18 protein-coding genes are annotated in these 18,226 nt (G+C 61.7%); 9 read left to right on the top strand and 9 right to left on the bottom strand.

Annotated elements, in window-relative coordinates; translation table 11 throughout:
• Positions 1-87 precede the first annotated feature (87 nt).
• Genes EV286_RS05520 through petA form a run of 3 tightly spaced genes read right to left on the bottom strand, consistent with a single transcriptional unit; the run spans position 88 to position 2,860 of the window.
• The gene (locus EV286_RS05520; protein ID WP_132956017.1) at positions 88-969 is read right to left on the bottom strand and encodes a cytochrome c1; all 882 of its coding nucleotides are present in this window, start codon (positions 967-969) and stop codon (positions 88-90) included.
• 26 nt (positions 970-995) lie between these two features.
• Positions 996-2,267, bottom strand: coding sequence for a cytochrome b N-terminal domain-containing protein (locus tag EV286_RS05515; protein WP_132956016.1), 1,272 nt, complete (start codon positions 2,265-2,267; stop codon positions 996-998).
• Between the two features lie 14 nt (positions 2,268-2,281).
• Positions 2,282-2,860 (bottom strand): ubiquinol-cytochrome c reductase iron-sulfur subunit, encoded by a 579-nt coding sequence (gene petA / locus EV286_RS05510; RefSeq protein ID WP_132956015.1) that lies wholly within the window; start codon positions 2,858-2,860, stop codon positions 2,282-2,284.
• Positions 2,861-3,146: 286 nt separating this feature from the next.
• On the opposite strand from petA, the gene EV286_RS05505 reads away from it, so the two are divergent.
• Positions 3,147-4,139 (top strand): endonuclease/exonuclease/phosphatase family protein, encoded by a 993-nt coding sequence (locus EV286_RS05505; protein WP_132956014.1) that lies wholly within the window; start codon positions 3,147-3,149, stop codon positions 4,137-4,139.
• Here the strand turns inward: EV286_RS05505 and EV286_RS05500 are convergent.
• Positions 4,117-5,979, bottom strand: coding sequence for an ABC transporter ATP-binding protein (locus EV286_RS05500; RefSeq protein ID WP_132956013.1), 1,863 nt, complete (start codon positions 5,977-5,979; stop codon positions 4,117-4,119). The genes EV286_RS05505 and EV286_RS05500 overlap by 23 nt on opposite strands.
• Positions 5,980-6,118: 139 nt before the next feature.
• On the bottom strand, positions 6,119-7,975 hold the full coding sequence (locus EV286_RS05495) for an ABC transporter ATP-binding protein (RefSeq protein ID WP_132956012.1): 1,857 nt from the start codon (positions 7,973-7,975) through the stop codon (positions 6,119-6,121).
• 379 nt (positions 7,976-8,354) lie between these two features.
• Between EV286_RS05495 and EV286_RS05490 the strand changes: the two genes are divergently transcribed.
• The 4 genes from EV286_RS05490 (at position 8,355) to EV286_RS05475 (ending at position 12,501) form a co-directional block, all read left to right on the top strand.
• Positions 8,355-8,816 (top strand): tRNA (cytidine(34)-2'-O)-methyltransferase, encoded by a 462-nt coding sequence (locus EV286_RS05490; protein ID WP_132956011.1) that lies wholly within the window; start codon positions 8,355-8,357, stop codon positions 8,814-8,816.
• A gap of 79 nt (positions 8,817-8,895) precedes the next feature.
• The gene (locus tag EV286_RS05485) at positions 8,896-10,077 is read left to right on the top strand and encodes a hypothetical protein (protein ID WP_132956010.1); all 1,182 of its coding nucleotides are present in this window, start codon (positions 8,896-8,898) and stop codon (positions 10,075-10,077) included.
• Positions 10,078-10,338: 261 nt separating this feature from the next.
• On the top strand, positions 10,339-11,982 hold the full coding sequence (locus EV286_RS05480) for a Na/Pi cotransporter family protein (RefSeq protein ID WP_132956009.1): 1,644 nt from the start codon (positions 10,339-10,341) through the stop codon (positions 11,980-11,982).
• A 105-nt stretch (positions 11,983-12,087) separates the two neighbouring features.
• Positions 12,088-12,501 carry a VOC family protein gene (locus tag EV286_RS05475; RefSeq protein ID WP_132956008.1) on the top strand — a complete coding sequence of 138 codons (414 nt, stop codon included), beginning with the start codon at positions 12,088-12,090 and terminating at the stop codon, positions 12,499-12,501.
• Positions 12,502-12,513: 12 nt separating this feature from the next.
• Here the strand turns inward: EV286_RS05475 and EV286_RS05470 are convergent, their stop codons facing one another.
• The gene (locus tag EV286_RS05470; RefSeq protein ID WP_132956007.1) at positions 12,514-12,774 is read right to left on the bottom strand and encodes a hypothetical protein; all 261 of its coding nucleotides are present in this window, start codon (positions 12,772-12,774) and stop codon (positions 12,514-12,516) included.
• A gap of 177 nt (positions 12,775-12,951) precedes the next feature.
• Between EV286_RS05470 and hemF the strand changes: the two genes are divergently transcribed.
• From hemF to EV286_RS05455, 3 genes are all read left to right on the top strand, one after another.
• Positions 12,952-13,863: an oxygen-dependent coproporphyrinogen oxidase gene (hemF, locus tag EV286_RS05465; protein WP_132956006.1), complete on the top strand. Its 912-nt coding sequence runs from the start codon at positions 12,952-12,954 to the stop codon at positions 13,861-13,863.
• Positions 13,864-13,954: 91 nt separating this feature from the next.
• On the top strand, positions 13,955-14,233 hold the full coding sequence (locus EV286_RS05460) for a hypothetical protein (protein ID WP_132956005.1): 279 nt from the start codon (positions 13,955-13,957) through the stop codon (positions 14,231-14,233).
• A gap of 122 nt (positions 14,234-14,355) precedes the next feature.
• Complete coding sequence (locus EV286_RS05455; protein WP_132956004.1) at positions 14,356-14,541, top strand: DUF1059 domain-containing protein; 186 nt, start codon at positions 14,356-14,358, stop codon at positions 14,539-14,541.
• A 7-nt stretch (positions 14,542-14,548) separates the two neighbouring features.
• Here EV286_RS05455 and EV286_RS05450 read toward each other — a convergent pair whose 3' ends face one another.
• The 3 genes from EV286_RS05450 to EV286_RS05440 are packed head-to-tail and all read right to left on the bottom strand — an operon-like array spanning position 14,549 to position 17,054.
• The gene (locus EV286_RS05450) at positions 14,549-15,802 is read right to left on the bottom strand and encodes a CCA tRNA nucleotidyltransferase (protein WP_132956003.1); all 1,254 of its coding nucleotides are present in this window, start codon (positions 15,800-15,802) and stop codon (positions 14,549-14,551) included.
• Complete coding sequence (locus tag EV286_RS05445) at positions 15,799-16,434, bottom strand: CoA pyrophosphatase (protein WP_132956002.1); 636 nt, start codon at positions 16,432-16,434, stop codon at positions 15,799-15,801. Before EV286_RS05445 ends, EV286_RS05450 begins: the two co-directional genes overlap by 4 nt.
• On the bottom strand, positions 16,431-17,054 hold the full coding sequence (locus tag EV286_RS05440) for a DUF1285 domain-containing protein (RefSeq protein WP_132956001.1): 624 nt from the start codon (positions 17,052-17,054) through the stop codon (positions 16,431-16,433). The genes EV286_RS05445 and EV286_RS05440 overlap by 4 nt, the downstream gene beginning before the upstream one ends.
• Positions 17,055-17,212: 158 nt before the next feature.
• Between EV286_RS05440 and EV286_RS05435 the strand changes: the two genes are divergently transcribed.
• On the top strand, positions 17,213-18,226 hold the full coding sequence (locus tag EV286_RS05435) for a MoxR family ATPase (protein WP_132956000.1): 1,014 nt from the start codon (positions 17,213-17,215) through the stop codon (positions 18,224-18,226).

Genomic DNA, 18,226 nt, shown 5'->3' with positions numbered 1-18,226 from the left:
CAGTACCGACGCACCCTATCAATTGTCGGGGGCGGCACAAACAAAAAAGCGGCCCGAAGGCCGCCTTCCGCGCTCATTTGAAGTCACTCAGTGATCTTTTCTCGCGTAGATCGATCTCTTGGTCAGATAGATCAGAACCGTGAAAATCAGCAGGAACACCATGACCATGAAGCCGGTGCGCTTGCGCGCTTCGAGATGCGGCTCGGCGGTCCACATCAGGAATGCCGAGACGTCACGGGCGTACTGGTCCACCGTCTCCGGCGAGCCGTCGTCGTAGGTCACCTGGCCGTCCGAGAGCGGCTTCGGCATGGCAAGAACCGCTGCAGCATCGAAATAGGGGTTGTAGTGCCCGTTCGGCGGCACCTGGAAACCAGCCGGCGGCTCCTCGTAGCCGGTCAGCAGCGAGTAGATGTAATCCGGCCCGCCTTCCTGGTACTGCGTGAAGATGTCGAAGACGAACTGCGGGAAGCCGCGCTCCACTTCACGCGCTTTGGCAATCAGCGAGAAGTCCGGGGGAGCGGCACCGTTGTTGGAAGCTGCCGCGGCCTGGGCGTTGGCGAACGGCGACGGGAAATGGTCGGACGGGATGGCCTTGCGGGTGAACATGTCACCGTTGGCGTCCGGACCGTCCTGCACTTCGTAATTCGCCGCGAAGGCTTTCACCTGACCATCGTTATAGCCAAGGTCCGACAGCGTGCGGAAGGCGACGAGGTTCATCGAGTGGCAGGCGGAACAGACTTCGGTATAGACCTTCAGGCCGCGCTGCAGCTGGCCCTTGTCGTAGTGGCCGAACGGACCGGCGAAGGTCCAGTCGACTTCCCTCGGTTCCTTCAGCGGATAATGCGGCGTTTCGCTTTCCCCATGGGCGGCCGGCTCTCCATTGGCAGGAGCATGCTCCTGCGCATAGGCTGCGCCCGAAAGTCCGCCAACGACAGCGAGCGACAGAATGCTTGCAACAAGCTTTTTCATTTCTCTATTCCCCTTCCGTCGCCCATTCATGCCTTGACCGCAGCCGCAGTCTGGCCGTTCTTTTCGAGCACCGCCTCGGTGATCGAATTCGGTATGCGTCTTGGTGTTTCGACGATGCCGAGAACCGGCATGACGACGAGGAAGAAGGCGAAGTAGAAGAGCGTGCAGAACTGCGAGATCGTGGTGTAGAGGCCCTCAGCAGGCTGGGAACCGAGCCAGCCGAGCACGATCGCATTGATCACGAACAGCCAGAAGAACAGCTTGTACCAGGGGCGGTAGACCGCCGAGCGCACCTTGGAGGTGTCGAGCCAGGGCAGGAAGAACAGCACGATGATGGCGCCGAACATCACGAGGACGCCGCCGAGCTTGGAGTCGATCGGCCCGATGTTGAAGGTGATGGAGCGCAGCATCGCGTAGAACGGCAGGAAGTACCATTCAGGAACGATGTGGGCCGGCGTCTTCAGCGGGTCGGCGGGGATGTAGTTGTCGGCATGGCCGAGGAAGTTCGGCAGGTAGAAGACGAAGTAGGCGTAGACGATCAGGAAGATCGAAACACCGAGTGCGTCCTTCATCGTTGCATAGGGCGTGAAACGAACCGTGTCGGTCTTCGACTTCACTTCGACGCCCGTCGGATTGGTCTGCCCGGTGACGTGCAGGGCCCAGATGTGCAGCACGACAACGCCCGCAATGACGAAGGGCAGCAGGTAGTGCAGCGAGAAGAAGCGGTTCAGCGTCGGGTTTTCGACGGCGAAGCCGCCGAGCAGGAACTGCTGCACCCATTCGCCGACCAGCGGAAAGGCCGAGAAGAAGCCGGTGATGACAGTCGCACCCCAGAAGGACATCTGGCCCCAGGGAAGAACGTAACCCATGAAGCCCGTCGCCATCATCAGCAGGTAGATCAGCACGCCGAGGATCCAGAGGATTTCGCGGGGTGCCTTGTAGGAGCCATAGTAGAGGCCGCGGGCGATATGCAGGTAGACGGCAACGAAGAAGAAGGACGCACCGTTCGCATGCATGTAGCGCAGCAGCCAGCCGTGGTTGACGTCGCGCATGATCTTTTCGACCGACGTGAAGGCGATATTAGCCTCCGCGGCGTAGTGCATGGCGAGCACGACGCCGGTCAGGATTTGCACCACCAGCATCACGGCAAGCATGGCGCCGAATGTATAGGCGTAATTCAGGTTACGCGGCACCGGATATGCGACGAAGCTATCGTAGACCATCCGCGGCAGAGGCAGACGCGCGTCGATCCACTTTTCGAGACCGGTTGACGGCTCGTAGCTGGAATGCCCACTCATGAATCAGTCTCCCCTCAACCGATCTTGATGACTTTGTCGGAAACGAACGAAAAGGTCGGGACCGCAAGGTTCTGCGGCGCCGGACCCTTGCGGATACGGCCGGCGGTGTCATAGACCGACCCGTGGCAGGGACAGAACCAACCGTTGTACTCGCCGGCCTGCCCGAGCGGCACGCAGCCGAGATGGGTGCAGGAGCCGATCATGACGATCCAGTTCTCCTTGCCGTCGCCTGCGGAGCGGGCGACGTCTGTCGCCTGCGCATCGGCTGCGAGGTTGGCGTTACGGGCAACCGGGTCCTTGAGATCGGCAATCGGAACGGCCTTGGCCTCGTCGATTTCCTGCTGGGTGCGGTTGCGGATGAAGATCGGCTTGCCGCGCCACTTTGCGGTCAGCGACATCCCCGGCTCAAGGCTTGAAACGTCCACCTCGATCGAGGCAAGAGCCAGCGTCGAAGCATCGGGACGCATCTGGTCGATGAAGGGCCACGCAACAGAAACCGCTCCCACCCCTGCTGCCATTCCAGTCGTCAGATAAAGGAAATCACGGCGAGTAGGCCCGCCCAAGGTTTCGCTTTTCAAGTCGTGTTCGCTCACCGCTAAGCCATCCTCTCCGCAAATTTCTGCGTAAAACCGAAATTGCCCCTCACACCAGCGAATCTTACAAGACACAATTCGGCCATAGATTCCCCGGTAATCGGGCGCGTTCTATGCTTGATCGCAAATTATGTCCAGCCTTGACAAGGGGATATGGGCACAATGTCGCGGGAAAACTCGGCGCTTTAGAATAGCGGAAAGCCGAACCGCGCTCGTGTTGCGTTGCAACATTAGCAATCGCATGATAGTCGCAATTATCAACCCGCGCCCAAGCGAGCACGCGCCCATGAGAGACACCCTATTTTGTGTTCTGAGCGTCCTGGTCTCGCTCGCCTTGGCTATCGTTTCCCTGCGATATGTTACCGACTACTGGCTGCTGGCCTTCGTCTACAGCTTCCAGATCCACATCGCGCTTGCCTGCCTTGCCGTCGCGCTGCTGGCGCTTCTTGTCAAACGACATTGGTACGGAATGTTTCTCGTCGCCACCTGCCTTGTGCTCGCCGGACACGGCATCTTCATGCTTAGGCAGTTCGCGAATGGGTCCGCGCCGCTTTTTGCGCGCACTGCGGTCGCGGCCGATAGTGGGCACTCCTACCGGCTGGTGTCGTTCAATATCTGGAATACGAACCTCGAGAACGGCGCGAAGATCGCCGATGCGATCATTGCCTCCAAGGCCGACGTAGTCTTCGTCCTGGAATCGATGCCGCTCCTCGGCGAGCTGTCGCGGATTTCGCAGACCTATCCCTATCGCATCGGCTGCGGCGTGGAGATGAGCAACTGTGACCTGATGATGCTGTCCAAACGGCCATTCCTGACGAAGAGCGTGCAGACGCTCGGCGGCATCTGGTCGGATCGCTTCATCCTCACGTCCGTGGATCTCGACGGCCAGCCGGTGAATTTCGCCGCCGCTCACCTCACGAAGCCCTACTTCGACGAATTCCATACCGTCGAGCTGGAGAGGCTGTCCGGCATCCTCAGCGAAACGAAGGGTCCGCTCATTCTCGCCGGCGATTTCAATTCGTCGATCCTCGCGCCTGACATGCAGAACTTCCTGCGAACCGACGGTCTCCGTAACGCGTTCCCCGAACCGGCGACCTGGCCGATCGAGGCCGGACGCTTCGGCATCGCCATCGACCACGTCTTCGCCCGTCCTCCCGTCACGCTGAAATCGGTAAGCCGGATCGACAATATGGGATCGAACCACTACGGGCTGGTTGCGGATTTCACGATCGCAGGCGAAACGCCTGTCGCCTCGCTCAGCCAGCCTCGGCTGCGATGAAGCCGCCGGACTGCCGCGCCCAGAGGTCTGCATAGAGCCCGCCCCGCGCCAGCAGCGCCGCATGCGATCCCTCCTCGATGATCCTGCCCTTGTCGACGACGATCAGGCGGTCGAGTGCCGCAATCGTTGAAAGACGATGGGCAATCGCAAGCACGGTCTTGCCGTGCATCAGATCGTCGAGATGGGACTGGATGATCGCCTCGACCTCGGAGTCGAGCGCGGAAGTCGCCTCGTCGAGCACAAGGATCGGCGCGTCCTTCAGCATCACGCGGGCAATCGCGATGCGCTGGCGTTGGCCGCCGGAGAGTTTCACGCCGCGTTCGCCGACATGCGCCTCGAAGCCCCGGCGTCCTTGTTGGTCCCGCAGGGTCTCAATGAAGCCGAGCGCTTCCGCCTTGCGTGCGGCATCGCGCAGCTGCTGCTCGTTCGCATCGGGCCTGCCGAAAAGGATGTTGTCGCGGATCGATCGGTGCAGGAGCGCGGTATCCTGGCTCACCATTCCGATCTGCGCCCGCAGCGACTCCTGCGTGACCGCAGAAATGTCCTGGCCGTCGATCAGGATGCGCCCACCCTCGAGGTCGTAGAAGCGCAGCAGCAGGTTCACGAGCGTCGACTTGCCGGCGCCGGAGCGGCCGACAATGCCGACCTTCTCACCCGGGCGAATGGCGAGCGACAGGTCGTCGATGACGCCGCCCTCCCTGCCATAATGGAAGCGGACATGCTCGAAGCGGATCTCGGGACGACGGACGCGAAGTTCCGGGGCTCCTGGCCGATCGACCAGCTTGATCGGCTGCGACACGAGCTCGGCTGAGTTCTGCACCGTTCCGATGTTGCGCATGATCGCATTGAACTGCGTCATGAGGCGCCCGAGCAGGAAATTGAGCCGCAGGACGAGCGCGAGCGTGAAGGCGACCGCACCGGAGCTGACCTGCCCTGCGAGCCAGAGATGTATGCTGAGCCCGGACATCGTCACGATCATGATGCCCGAAAGCAGCGCCATCGAGGCGCGTACGCCGGTGATGAAGCGGGTGAACCTCAGCTGCGTCTCGTGGTAGATGTCGAAGCCCTGCCGCATGTAGCGGTCGTTCTCTTCCGCGCGCGCGAAGAGCTTCAGTGTCTGGATGTTGCTGTAGGCATCCACCATTCGCCCGCTCAGCATCGAGGCGGCCTCGGCCGTCGCGCGCGAGTGGCTGCGGATCCTCGGCACGAAGAAGCGGGCGAGCACGCCGAAGACCCCGAGCCAGACGAGGACGGCAACGGCAAGCGACAGGTCGAGTTGCCCGATCAGGAATAGCGTCGACAGCGCGTAGATGCAGACAAACCAGACGCTGTCCATGAGGGCGGTGACGAGATCGCCTGTCGCCTGTGCGCCCGACCAGACCTTTGTGACGATGCGGCCGGAAAAATCGTTCTGGAAGAAGGAAAGCGATTGGCGCGAGACATGCAGGTAGGACTGCCAGCGCACCAGGTTGTAGAAGCCGGGAGTGACAACCTGCTGGTCGACCAGCGCCATCAGCATGGCAACCACGAAGCGGATCATGCCGATCAGCACCAGCATGACGAAAAGCTCGCCGCCATGCGCTGCGAGAAGCCCGCTCCACCCATCTGCCGGTCGCACGGTCGCGAGGATATCGACGATACGGCCAACGAACCAGAACAATGAGGCCTCGATCGCCGCCGTCGCCCCGCCGAGAAGCAGCATCGCGACAAAGGCAAGCTTCGCCTGGCCGACGTAGAACCAGATGAAGGGGATGAGTTTTTCCGGCGGACGCAACTCGTCGCGCGGCTCGAACGGCCGGATCCAACTTTCGAAGGCGGCAAGCAGCGGGCTGAGGATCATGCAGCCGATATAGACGGATTCCCGCGAAGGGCAAAGACAAGGTGGCTGGCGCAGCGGCACATTCGCGCAATCTGCGGTAACATCATCGTGTTGACGAAGGCCACTCCCCCGGACCTGCCCCGGGGGAGTGGTGCATCTTTTACTGTGCGGCCGCTTCGGCCGCCTCCTCGTGATCGGCCAGGAAGCCGCCGGACTGGCGGGTCCACAGGTCGGCATAGACGCCGCCATTGGCCACGAGCTCCTCGTGGGTGCCGACCTCGATGATGCGGCCCTTGTCGAGGACGACGAGCCGGTCCATCTCGGTCAGCGTCGACAAACGATGGGCGATGGCGATCACCGTCTTGCCCTCCATGAGCGCGAACAGGTTCTCCTGGATCGCCGCCTCGACTTCGGAATCGAGCGCCGAGGTCGCCTCGTCGAGCACCAGGATCGGCGCATCCTTGAGGAAGACGCGGGCGATCGCGATACGCTGGCGCTGGCCGCCGGAAAGCTTCACGCCGCGTTCGCCGACCTGCGCATCCAGCCCCTTGCGGCCCTGCATGTCGACAAGCCCTTCGACGAACTCCCACGCATTCGCCCGTTTCGCAGCCTCGATCGCTTCCTCGTCGGTCGCGTCAGGGCGGCCGTAAGCGATGTTGTCGCGGATCGAGCGGTGCAGCAGAGAGGTATCCTGCGTCACCACGCCGATCAGCGAGCGCAAGCTTTCCTGCGAGACACCCGCGATGTCCTGCCCATCTATGGTGATGCGGCCGGCCTCCAGATCGTAGAAGCGCAGCAGCAGGTTCATCAGCGTCGTCTTGCCAGCGCCCGAACGGCCAACCAGACCCACCTTCTCGCCAGCCTTGATGTCAAGCGAGAGATTGTCGATGACGCCTTGGCTCTTACCATAGTGGAAGCGGATGCGGTCGTAATGGATCGCACCCTTGTGCGCCTTCATGTCGGGCGCGCCGGGCTTGTCGACGATGTCGTGGCGCTTGCTCATCATCTCCATGCCGTCATAGACCGTGCCGATATTCTCGAACAATGCCGAGACTTCCCACATGATCCATTGCGACATGCCGTTGACGCGCATGGCAAGACCGATGGCGATGGCAATGGCGCCGACCGAGATCGCCCCGTTCAGCCAGAACCAGATCGACATGCCTGATACGACGAACAGCGCAACGCAGTTGTTCACGTAGACGCTGATGTGGAAAAGCGTCACCCTGCGCATCTGCCTGTGAACGGTCTGCAGGAACTCGTCCATGCCCTCCTTGGCATAGACCTCCTCGCGGCCCGCATGTGAGAACAGCTTGACCGTCGCGATGTTCGTATAGCTGTCGACCACGCGCCCCGTCATCATCGAGCGAGCATCGGCCTGCTGAGCCGCGATCTTGCGCAGCCGCGGCACGAAATAGGAGACGATGACGATATAGACGCCGAGCCAGACGAGGATCGGGATCATCAGCCGCCAGTCGGCAGCCGCGATCACGATGATCATCGTCAGGAAGTAGGTGACGACATAGACGAAGACATCGAGGATCTTCATCACCGTTTCGCGCACGGCAAGCGAGGTCTGCATCACCTTGGTCGCGACGCGTCCGGCAAACTCGTTTGCGAAGAAGGTCATGCTGTGACGCAGCAGGAAGCGGTGCATCTGCCAGCGCGCGATCATCGGATAGTTGCCAAGCATCATCTGGTGCATGATGAGCGAATCCAGCCCCGCCGCGAGCGGCAGGCCGACCAGCACCAGTGCAGCCATCCAGAAGAGCTTGTGGCCCTCCGTCTGCAGGAAGGTCGCTCGGTCTGCTTTGGTCAGCCAGTCGACGATATCGCCGAGAAACTGAAAAAGCGCCACTTCGCCGACGGCAATCAGGGCCGTCAGCACGGCCATCAGACCAAGCCACGGCGCTGCCGGCTTGCTGTAGTGCCAGCAGAAGGCAAAAAGGCCCTTGGGAGGAGCAACCGGCTCCTCGCTGGGAAAGGGATTGAGGCGCTGCTCGAACCAGCCAAACATGAAAAGCTCCGAAACTCAGCGTTCCGGCCCCCGGCTTCGCGCGATGGCGCGCTGTCAGCACATATGGGAACCCGACGTTCAAAGGGCGAGGCCATGACAGCCGCACAATGGATCAAAAAGGGGATTAGGAAGGTGAGCGCGTCAGGCGCGCCAAATGTCAGCCGGTGGCATCACGCGTCGGAGGCGGACGTACAGCAATATTTTCATCTGAGCCTCCCTGCTGACGATTGAAGTCGCGCACGAATAACCCAAATACGAGTATTTTTCCAGTCCCCATTCAACGAAAATTGAACTTGCGTGGTCAAAAAAACGCCATTCAAAGCGAAATCGCGCCGCTGCGATCCGGCGGCCACGACAGTCTGAATAGAAGCGAAAAGCGATGACCGACCTCAGAATTGCTCTCTACCAGCCCGACATCCCCGGCAACACCGGTACCATCCTGCGCCTTGCCGCGTGCCTCGGCCTGGCGGTCGACATTATAGAACCGGCGGGCTTCGACATTTCCGACCGAAACCTCAAGCGCGCCGGCATGGACTACCTCGCCTCGGTCACGCTGGCGCGGCACGTCAACTGGGAAAAGTTCGAAGCGTGGCGCGCTGAGGCCGACCGGCGCCTTATCCTCGCCTCTACCAAGGCCGCCGAACGCTATACCGACTTCACCTTCAGGCCGAACGATATCGTGCTTTTCGGCCGGGAGAGCGCAGGCGTGCCCGACCTTGTGCACGCGCGGGCGGACGGACGCATCCTCATTCCAATGGTCGCCGGACAGCGATCGATAAATCTCGCGATGTCCGTCGCGATGGTGGCCGGAGAAGCCATGCGTCAGACCGCCTGGCTTTGAATGCAGTGCACAATGATTGCGGTTGGCAGGCCATATATTTTGTGCAAATCTAAATTAGGCAATACCGGCGAGGTGACCAATGTTCCAGACGGCCTTCACGCTGAACCTAACCCAGTTTGCGCGTACCTTGAGCCTTCCCGAACGCCTTCAGAGGACGCCGGGGCGAAACCTTGCGCTCGAGACGCTACGCCTGCGCAATACCGCGCTCGACGCGATCTACTACGACGTCAAGTCCATCACGCCCGAGGAAGCTTTCTACATCAGCGATTCACTAGCCGCGGAAGGTTCGATCATGATCGTGCCGCCGACAGGCGCGGGTCCCCTGACCCTCTGCGACACGCTGGAGGAGTTCATCGTGCGAGGCGGGCAGAATGTGCACGTGCTCGCGGTGGCGGGCGTCGGCAGTTCGGCCCTCGGCGCGGCGGCCTTCGCGCGCAACGTTGCCGACGCAGCGGGTGAGCCGGTCGCGGTCGTCGTTTCCGGCTATGGCTTTTCCGATGTCGTTACGGAAGCCTGCGGCGGGAACTTCCTTTTCGGCTATCTGAACGGATTGCGGCATACATTTGAGCTGCTTGATGAATTTTCCGGCCGGCCGAAGCTTGGCGCTGCCAACTACAGTAACGGTGGGGCAGTCAGCCGTATCAGCCTCGACACGAAGACGACAAAGGCGATCCTCGCAGACCCGCGCCTCTCGTTCCATTTGGTCGTCGGGCATTCCAAGGGAAATTTCGTGATCTCCGAAGCGCTCTACGACCTGCAGAAGGCCGAGCGCGCCCGCGTCCAGGTCCTCGCCGGCATGGTCAAGATCGTCACCTTCGGCGGACGGATCGCCATGCCGCCCGTCTTTACCGACGTGATCGACGTGCTGGGAGAATGGGACTGGTTCGGGGAAATAAACTCCCGCCCCTCCATCGCGACCGATCGCCGCGTCGCCAGTGCCGGCCACCACACGAACACGGAACTCGTCGGCCATCTGCCGGTGACAGCCGTGCTGCGCGAAGTGCTTGCCGAGGTTGCGAAGACCAGCGAGCAGGTGGAGGCAAATGCGGTGCCTGCGCTCGTCGAGCCACCGCAGTCCGAGAACGCCGTGGGCGAGAAGGCCCCTGTGGGCGCTGCAGCAAAGCCGAAGAAGAAACGCGCTCCGCGCAAGGCCGCCTCGGTGAAGGCGAGCACTGCGCCCATCGCCATCCCCCGCGACGTCAGTCCCCAGAGCGCCAACGTCGTCTCCTTCGCCGGCGCCGGGCCACGCAAGACGCACTGACGGCAAAGACGGCCGAAAAACCCGCGGCAGCGTTTCGCGCTGGGAGCAGCACAGCCGTTAGATCTGCCTAAACGGTGGCAGCGATGTCGCACGCAGCATCGTGAACGTGCCCGGGAGCTCCTATAATTCTTAGCCGGATAACCAAGTATGCCTCTTTCTGCTTGAATTTTCAGTGGTTTGATAAGACCATGCCGGTTGCCCGCGACTGAGATAGTGCTATTTTTCGCCACTTGTGGTGAACGTCAAATACAGAAGAATGCCATGGAATCCACAATTGTCATGATCAACCTGTTCGGCGCCGTAGCTTTGCTGCTCTTCGGGCTGGCGCAGGTCAAGGATGGTGTAACACGTGCCTTTGGAGCGAAACTCCGGAGCGGCCTTGCCAGCGGCACGCGGGACGGCTTCCGATCGTTTTTTTCGGGCCTTCTCGCGACCATCGCACTGCAGAGTTCGACGGCAACGGCCCTGACGGTCTCCTCTTTCGTCGAGCGTGATCTCATCAAGCCGCGAATGGCGCAGATCGTCCTGCTGGGGGCCAATGTCGGCACGGCGATCACGGCATGGATCGTGGCGCGGGGCATCGAATGGCTTTCGCCCCTCATCATCCTCGTCGGTATCGTCCTCTACCGCAGCTCCTCGACGAACCGGCAGGGGGGCGGCACCGCCCTTATCGGCGTTGGCCTGATGCTTCTGTCGCTGCACCTTCTGAGCAGCGCCACCGATCCGATACGGCAATCCCCCGCCCTCGCCTCCTTCATCGCCCTTCTGGACGGCGCGTGGCCGGTGGCAATGATCTTTTCGGCGGTCCTCGCCTTTGCATCCTCGTCCAGCCTTGCCGTCGTCGTCCTTATCCTCTCTATCTCGGCGACCGGCATTCTCTCGCCGGGGCTGATCGTCGTGCTCGTACTCGGCGCCAACCTTGGCGGCGCCATACCGCCGGTCGTGGCGACGCTGTCGGGGCCTGCGTCCGCGCGCCGTGTCACGCTCGGCAATCTCATCGTACGCACGATAGGCTGCCTTATCATGCTCCCGCTTGCGCAATATGCCGCCGATGTGCTGGTGCGCATCTCGCCATCGCCGGGCAAGCTGCCCGTTGATGCACACCTCCTCTTCAACATAACCCTCGTGATCGTCGCCTGGCCGCTGTCCGGCTTGCTTTCCAACCTCATGGCCAGGATCGTTCCCAACGACGCAAAACCGGAGACCGGGCCGCGCTACCTCGACAGGAGCGCCATGTCGACGCCGATCGTCGCCCTTGCAAGTGCAACGCGCGAGGTGCTCGGCGTCGGCGATCTCATCGAGAAGATGCTGATGCGTACGGCCGACGCCTTCGAGCGCAACGATCTGGCGCTCCTGAAGGAGATTGACGCCCTCGAGAGGCAGGTCGACCTGATCCAGCAGGAAGTGAAGATCTACCTGTCGGAGCTCGGCCGCCATGGCCTCAGCCACGAGGATTCCCAGCGCTCGATCGTCATCATCGACTACGCCATCAATCTCGAACACATCGGCGACATCATCGAAAAGGGCCTGTTCGAGCAGGTGACGAAGAAAGTCAGCCTCGGCCTGAAATTCTCGGAAGACGGCTTCCAGGAGATCAAGGGCCTGTTTCACCTGACGATCGACAACCTGCGTGTCGCGCAGACCATCCTGGTGACCCGCGACTTCAACCTCGCCCGTCAGCTGATGGAGGTGAAGGTGAGCGTCCGGCGACTGGAGAAGCAGTCATCCGAGCGCCATCTGGAGCGGCTGCGCGACGGGCGTACCGACAGCATCCAGACAAGCACGCTGCATCTCGACATGCTGCGCGACCTGAAGCGCATCAACGCCCACATCATCTCCGTCGCCTACCCCATCATGGATGAAAGCGGCCTGTTGATTGAAAGCCGGATGAAGAGCGTACAATAGGCGCGCGGTCCGCGCGCTCCTGCGGCAGCGATAAACATCGGTCACATTGAAAGCGCAGGATAGGCGCGTTGGTATCGTTCAATGGCGGAACGGGAGGAGAGCGCCATGCAACTGACCCCCTATCTCATATTCGACGGCGATTGCCGGCGGGCCTTTGAATTCTATCAGAAATGCCTCGGCGGCGAAATCGTCGCCATGATCGACCACAGCATCCCCGAGGTAGCCGACCACGTGCCCGCGGATTTTCGCAGCAAGATCATGCATGCGCGGCTGGTAACGAAAGGCGCAATCCTCATGGGTTCCGACAATCGGCCCGGAGAAACCAGCAGCAAGGGCGGCTTCTCCGTTTCGGTTCAGATCGAGACGCCCGGCGAAGCCGAGCGCATATTCCAGGCACTGTCGGAGGGCGGCAAGGTGACGATGCCGATGGCGGAAACCTTCTGGGCAAGCCGCTTCGGCATGCTCGTCGATCGCCATGGCGTGCCGTGGATGGTCAATTGCGAGAAGTCTGCGGCCTGAGGCTCGAGCGTATCAATCGGCCGATGGCAGGCGGCGCATTGTGAACTCGATGCGGTCGCCATCGAGCTGCCGCCAGCTTTCGACCTCGGTCCAGTATGCCGCCTTGGGAAAAGCATCGAACCATTCGCGTGCCTTGGCGCGCGCTTCCGGGCGGTTGAGACAATAAGTCTCACGTACGAAAACGCCCCCGCTGCGCGCCGGTTTTTCCTGCCGATGCTTTTCAATTCTGCGCTTAAGCCCGTCAAATGACGGCGGTCCGGGTATTTTCGCCATGAGACCTTACCTCTGAAGGGAAACGTAATGTCGGCGAAGCGAATTTGCGAGTCGAATCTGGCCGGATTTGTCGCACCCCCAAAACTGGTGGCGACCCGGACTGCCTGATAGACAAAAGCGCGTTGAAAACGAGAAAGAGTCGCGCCGGAGTGGAATGCCGGCGCTCGGAGAAAGACAATGGAAAGACCTGAATTGCCCGTCGGCCTGCCCGCGGATATCGAGGAGAAGAAGAATACGGCGCGCGCCTGGTTCGAGGGGCTGCGCGACACGATCTGCGCCGAGCTCGAGACCCTGGAAGACGAACTGACCGGTCCGCATTCGGACCTTGAGCCGGGTCGCTTCGTCGGTAAGGACTGGCAGCGGGAGGAAGGAAACGGCGGCGGTGGCCGCATGTCGATGCTGGCGGGACGAGTCTTTGAGAAGGCCGGCGTCCACACCTCGACCGTCTTCGGCGAATTCAGCGGCGATCTTCGCGCCCAGATGCCCGGCGCCAAAGACGATCCGCGCTTCTGGGCATCCGGCATTTCGCTGATCATCCATCCGGTCAACCCAAATGTTCCGACAGTGCACATGAACACGCGCATGGTGGTCACGGCCAGCCATTGGTTCGGCGGCGGCGCCGACCTGACGCCGGTTCTGGATCGCCGCCGCACGCAGACCGATCCGGACAGCGTGCTCTTCCATCGCGCCATGGAGCGCGCCTGCGAACCGCACGAGGTCGCGGATTACGCCCGATACAAGGAATGGTGCGACGAGTACTTCTTCCTCAAGCATCGCAACGAACCGCGCGGCATCGGCGGCATCTTCTTCGACTGGCTGCATTCCGCGGAAAAGCTCGGCGGCTGGGGAGCCGATTTTGCCTTCGTGCAGGATGTCGGACGCGCCTTTGCCGACGTCTATCCCAAAATCGTGCGCGCAAATTTCAACAGCCCATGGAGTGAACAGGACCGTGACGAACAATTGATCCGTCGTGGCCGTTATGTGGAGTTCAATTTGCTATACGATAGGGGTACAATCTTCGGGCTTAAGACTGGAGGGAACGTGGAATCGATTCTGTCGTCCCTACCGCCAGTCGTCCGTTGGCCGTAGAAGACGCGTGAAATGAGCAGCGGTGCCCTTCACCTAATGGGGAAGAGTACTACTTTGTTGGTATGTGCGTTTCAATCGGAGGAGGATTGTCATGCCGGTACAGAGCGGCTTAGCCGTCGCAGCAAAGCTGGAAGAATCTTCGTATTCAGGCGATACGCCGGAATTCGTCACACGCATAGCCGAAGAAATCAGGGCAAGCAGCGGATCCGATCTTCCGCTGTCCTGCTTCGTTCAGCAGGTAAAGCTTCAACTCGCGGCTGGTAAGTCAGTCGAGGAGCTGAAGGAGAAGTGGCATCGCGGTTCCAAGAACAGCGCCGCCACGCAATACCAGTCGTCGGATTGCTTCAAGTCCTGGGCGATGCCGGATTAGGTTGGGGACCTTCGTCAACCTGGAACTATCGGGGTCGGGCGGGAGTTTAGGAGCACCCGGCTCCACCGTTCGCCGGGACCTTGCGGGCGCAGCCCGCGAACAACCTCACGGAGGAGGTAGACATGCGACTTTTCGAATGTGGTACCCTCGTTCCGGGCTGCCAGTGGCATACCCGGGCAGACAATGACGCCGAGGTCGTCCGCCGTGCCGTAGAGCACATGAAGGCGGCGCATGGCGAGACCGTCATCCGCGAAAACATGGTCGACAACATCAAGGCTCGGATCCGCAACGAGGCGAACGCGGCCTGAGGCCCGGCTATTTCGTCAGATCCTTCAGCCGGGCGAGAAGCGTCGCCCGGTCATCGATGAAATTGCCTTCAATCCACTGATTTTCGATATCGGCAAGCAGTTCGCCCACGCGCGGACCGGCCTCTATGCCGGCCGCGATGACGTCTGCCCCGCTGAGACCGAAGACAGGCTTCTTCCAGTTCGTCGCCCTGTCGAGGAGCTTGCTCAAGCGCGCTGTCCGCGCCATTTCCTCGAAATCGAGCTCGGCCTTGCCACGGGCCAAAGCAAGGGCAAGCTTGAGGCGTACGATGATGCCCTCCGACCCATGCCGATAGAGAAGCTGGTCCAAGGCAGCGACGGACTTGTCGTCGCGGATATCGGGGCTTTTCGCCCAGGCATTCAGATAGGCAGCTTCGGCGTTGGCGAGGCGCAGCCGCACGGCAAGCTTTGCAAGCCTCTCTGCATCGGGCGGGACAATTCCGGCAAGTCTCAGCAATGGCTCCGGGCTCCAGCCAAGTCCCCGTTCGGTTGCGATCAGGGCCGGCACGAGATCGATGCCCCATTTTTCCGTTTCCGGTAGGACCTCGGTCAGGATACCCGCCTGGCGCATCCAGAGCAGCGCGCGCCCCGGATCCGGCGCTGACAGCAGCTTCTTCGTCTCCGACCAGACGCGCTCCGCCGACAGCGACTTCAGGTTCGACCGCGCCGCCGCCGCGGCGCGCAGCCCATCGGCATCCGGCCTGCCCGAGCCGTAATAGGCGAAGAAACGGAAGAAGCGCAGAATGCGCAGATAATCCTCGGCGATCCGGGTCGCGGCGTTGCCGATGAAGCGGACCGTCTTCGTTTCTATGTCGGGCAATCCTCCGACGAGATCGATCACTTCGCCGTCGGCCTTCGCGTAAAGTGCGTTGATCGTGAGGTCGCGCCGCTCGGCATCCACCTGCCAGTCCGTGCCGAAAGCGACCTGGGCGCGCCTGCCGTCCGTCTCCACGTCCCGTCGGAGTGTCGTTACCTCGAAGGGCCTGCCCTCCAATACCAGCGTCACCGTGCCATGGGCGACACCCGTCGGCACGGCCTTGATGCGAGCCGCCGCGGCGCGCTCGATCACCGTCTGCGGCGGCAATGTCGTCGCCATGTCGATGTCGCTGACCGGTAGCCCCATCAGGCTGTTGCGCACGGCGCCGCCTACGATCCGCCCTTCGCCGCCATCGGCGTTGAGAAGCGCGAAGACCCTCGTCAGCGCGGGATCCTTGAACCATGCTTGGCCGGCCAGGCTGGTCATGCATAAAGCCTTTCATAGAGCGTGCGGACGATGCCCGCCGTAATTCCCCAGATCATGTGCGTTCCGTAAGGTATGCGGTAGAAGTGCCTTTCGATGCCTTCCCAGATTCGGCTGTCGCGGCCGTGGTGATCCGGATCCATGAGGAAGGAAAGCGGCACCTCGAAGACGTCCTCGACCTCGTCCGGATTGGGCTGCAATTCGAATCCGCGACGCACGACGCCGAGAACCGGTGTGATGCGGAAACCCGTGGCCGCGAAATAGTTCGGCAACCGCCCGACCGTCTCCACATAGGCGCCGCCCAGCCCGATCTCCTCTTCGGTTTCCCGCAACGCCGCCATTTCAGGGGAAATGTCGCCGGGATCGATGGCGCCGCCGGGAAAGGCGATCTGTCCCGAATGCTTGCGCAGCGTCGACGTCCGCGTGGTGAAGATGACGCTCGCTTCCTCGCCGTCATCGACGACCGGCACCAGGACGGCCGCGTCCCGCAGGGCGATGTTCTCGACCCGTGCGACGATATCAGGGTTGAGGATGTGGTCGCCGTGGTCGCGCCAGGCGTGATCGATCGGGGCGCCGACCTGGTTGAGGGCGCGGCGGCGGAATTCGGCGGCGGAAAAAAGTGGATAGTCTGTCATCGGGCAAGCGCATCCAATTCGGCTGCCGGCATGACCGGGAAGACCGCGCCCGCCGACCGTATACAGAATGTCGCAACGCCGGCGATCTCGATCACCTCGCCGAGTTCCACGATGTCGTACATCACGGCGCGCGCTACCAATGCCTCGAGCCTGCCCCGCACATGCAGGTAGGGCTTGAGCTCGTTGTTTTCGCCGTGGATCACGAAGCGCAGGGGATGGTCGCCACCCGCCTCCACCACATCGCCGACATTCGTTCGGAATGTGAGTACCTGAAGGCCGTCACGCTCGGTCACGCTCATCTCGACTGCGACGAATGGCGCGTCCACGACGCGTATGCCGACCTTCTCCACGGGCGTGACGAGGTAGGTGGCCCCATCCTCGTCCTTGCGCAGCACGGTCGAAAAAAGCCGCACGAGCGGCGCCCGGCCTATCGGCGTTCCCATGTAGAACCAGGTGCCATCGGCCCGGATTTCCATGTCGATATCGCCGCAAAATGGCGGATTCCACCTATCGACGGGTGGCGGCCCTTTCTTCTGGCCCTCCGTCTGACTGGCGGCGCGTGAAATCAGCGCAGCAAGACCGGCGGCGTCCGCAGTGGCCCTAATTTCCTCGCCTGCCATTCTTCCGTCCGGTTTGTTCTTAACCATTGTCGGTCACGACATAGTCATTATGCAAGGTTCTTGCCAGCACGCATCATGGGGATAAGTTGTATTGTCTATGAAGCAAATGTGTACGAAACGCGATAGCCTGTGAACATCTTGAGCCGCGGGAGATACTTATGGGATTGATGAAGTCGACCGAAGACAGCCTTGACGAGAAGGCGATCATCGCAGCGGCCGAGCGTGCGCTCGCCGATATCGCCTCGATCCGCGAGGAGGTTTCAAAGGTGATTTTCGGTCAGGAGAGCGTGGTCGAGAACACGCTGCTCGCAGTCCTGTCCGGCGGCCATGCGCTTCTTGTCGGCGTTCCGGGCCTTGCCAAGACGAAGCTGGTCACGACCCTTGGCGATGTTCTCGGCCTCGGCGCCAACCGCATCCAGTTCACGCCCGACCTGATGCCCTCCGATATCCTGGGCTCGGAGGTGATGGACCAGGACGCAAGCGGTCGCCGCTCGTTCCGTTTCGTCAAGGGACCGGTCTTCGCCCAGCTGCTGATGGCTGACGAAATCAACCGCGCATCTCCGCGCACCCAGTCGGCCCTGCTGCAGTCCATGCAGGAATACCACATCACCGTCGCCGGCCAGCGCTATGACCTGCCGAGCCCATTCCATGTTCTTGCGACCCAGAACCCGCTTGAGCAGGAAGGGACCTATCCGCTTCCCGAAGCACAGCTCGACCGCTTTCTTCTCCAGGTCGACGTCGACTATCCGGAGCTTGCCGCCGAACGCAGGATCCTTCTGGAGACGACCGGCCTCAGCGAGACGAAGCCGGAGGCGGTCATCGATGCCGACCGGCTGCTGGAAATCCAGCGGCTGATCCGCCAGATGCCCGTCAGCGACACCGTCGTCGATGCGATCCTCTCGCTGGTGCGTTCCGCGCGCCCCGGACAGGGCAACGCTTCCACGGACAAGAATGTTGCCTGGGGCCCCGGCCCGCGCGCCGGCCAGGCGATGATGCTCTGCGCACGCGCCCGGGCGCTCTACGAGGGACGCCTTGCTCCGTCTCTCGATGACATCTATGCCCTGGCCGAACCGGTGCTTGAACACCGCATGGCACTGACCTTCGCCGCCCGCGCCGAGGGCATGTCCGTGCGCAGCGTCATTGCCGGGTTGGTGAAGCAAGCCAGGGCTTGA

The organism is Rhizobium sp. BK251 (assembly GCF_004345245.1).
GTDB lineage: Bacteria > Pseudomonadota > Alphaproteobacteria > Rhizobiales > Rhizobiaceae > Rhizobium.
The sequence above is the reverse complement of the archived record's forward strand: the minus strand, read 5'-3'. Positions and strand labels throughout refer to the sequence as shown.

Bases quoted from the DNA above. Each gene is read 5' to 3' on its own strand.
- hemF (WP_132956006.1), top strand. From the start codon at position 12,952: ATGGAAAGACCTGAATTGCCCGTCGGCCTGCCCGCGGATATCGAGGAG.
- EV286_RS05520 (WP_132956017.1), bottom strand. From the start codon at position 969: ATGAAAAAGCTTGTTGCAAGCATTCTGTCGCTCGCTGTCGTTGGCGGA.
- EV286_RS05475 (WP_132956008.1), top strand. From the start codon at position 12,088: ATGCAACTGACCCCCTATCTCATATTCGACGGCGATTGCCGGCGGGCC.
- EV286_RS05450 (WP_132956003.1), bottom strand. From the start codon at position 15,802: ATGACCAGCCTGGCCGGCCAAGCATGGTTCAAGGATCCCGCGCTGACG.
- EV286_RS05490 (WP_132956011.1), top strand. From the start codon at position 8,355: ATGACCGACCTCAGAATTGCTCTCTACCAGCCCGACATCCCCGGCAAC.
- EV286_RS05445 (WP_132956002.1), bottom strand. From the start codon at position 16,434: ATGACAGACTATCCACTTTTTTCCGCCGCCGAATTCCGCCGCCGCGCC.
- EV286_RS05440 (WP_132956001.1), bottom strand. From the start codon at position 17,054: ATGGCAGGCGAGGAAATTAGGGCCACTGCGGACGCCGCCGGTCTTGCT.
- EV286_RS05485 (WP_132956010.1), top strand. From the start codon at position 8,896: ATGTTCCAGACGGCCTTCACGCTGAACCTAACCCAGTTTGCGCGTACC.
- EV286_RS05460 (WP_132956005.1), top strand. From the start codon at position 13,955: ATGCCGGTACAGAGCGGCTTAGCCGTCGCAGCAAAGCTGGAAGAATCT.
- EV286_RS05505 (WP_132956014.1), top strand. From the start codon at position 3,147: ATGAGAGACACCCTATTTTGTGTTCTGAGCGTCCTGGTCTCGCTCGCC.
- EV286_RS05435 (WP_132956000.1), top strand. From the start codon at position 17,213: ATGGGATTGATGAAGTCGACCGAAGACAGCCTTGACGAGAAGGCGATC.
- EV286_RS05470 (WP_132956007.1), bottom strand. From the start codon at position 12,774: ATGGCGAAAATACCCGGACCGCCGTCATTTGACGGGCTTAAGCGCAGA.
- EV286_RS05500 (WP_132956013.1), bottom strand. From the start codon at position 5,979: ATGATCCTCAGCCCGCTGCTTGCCGCCTTCGAAAGTTGGATCCGGCCG.
- EV286_RS05455 (WP_132956004.1), top strand. From the start codon at position 14,356: ATGCGACTTTTCGAATGTGGTACCCTCGTTCCGGGCTGCCAGTGGCAT.
- EV286_RS05515 (WP_132956016.1), bottom strand. From the start codon at position 2,267: ATGAGTGGGCATTCCAGCTACGAGCCGTCAACCGGTCTCGAAAAGTGG.
- EV286_RS05495 (WP_132956012.1), bottom strand. From the start codon at position 7,975: ATGTTTGGCTGGTTCGAGCAGCGCCTCAATCCCTTTCCCAGCGAGGAG.
- EV286_RS05480 (WP_132956009.1), top strand. From the start codon at position 10,339: ATGGAATCCACAATTGTCATGATCAACCTGTTCGGCGCCGTAGCTTTG.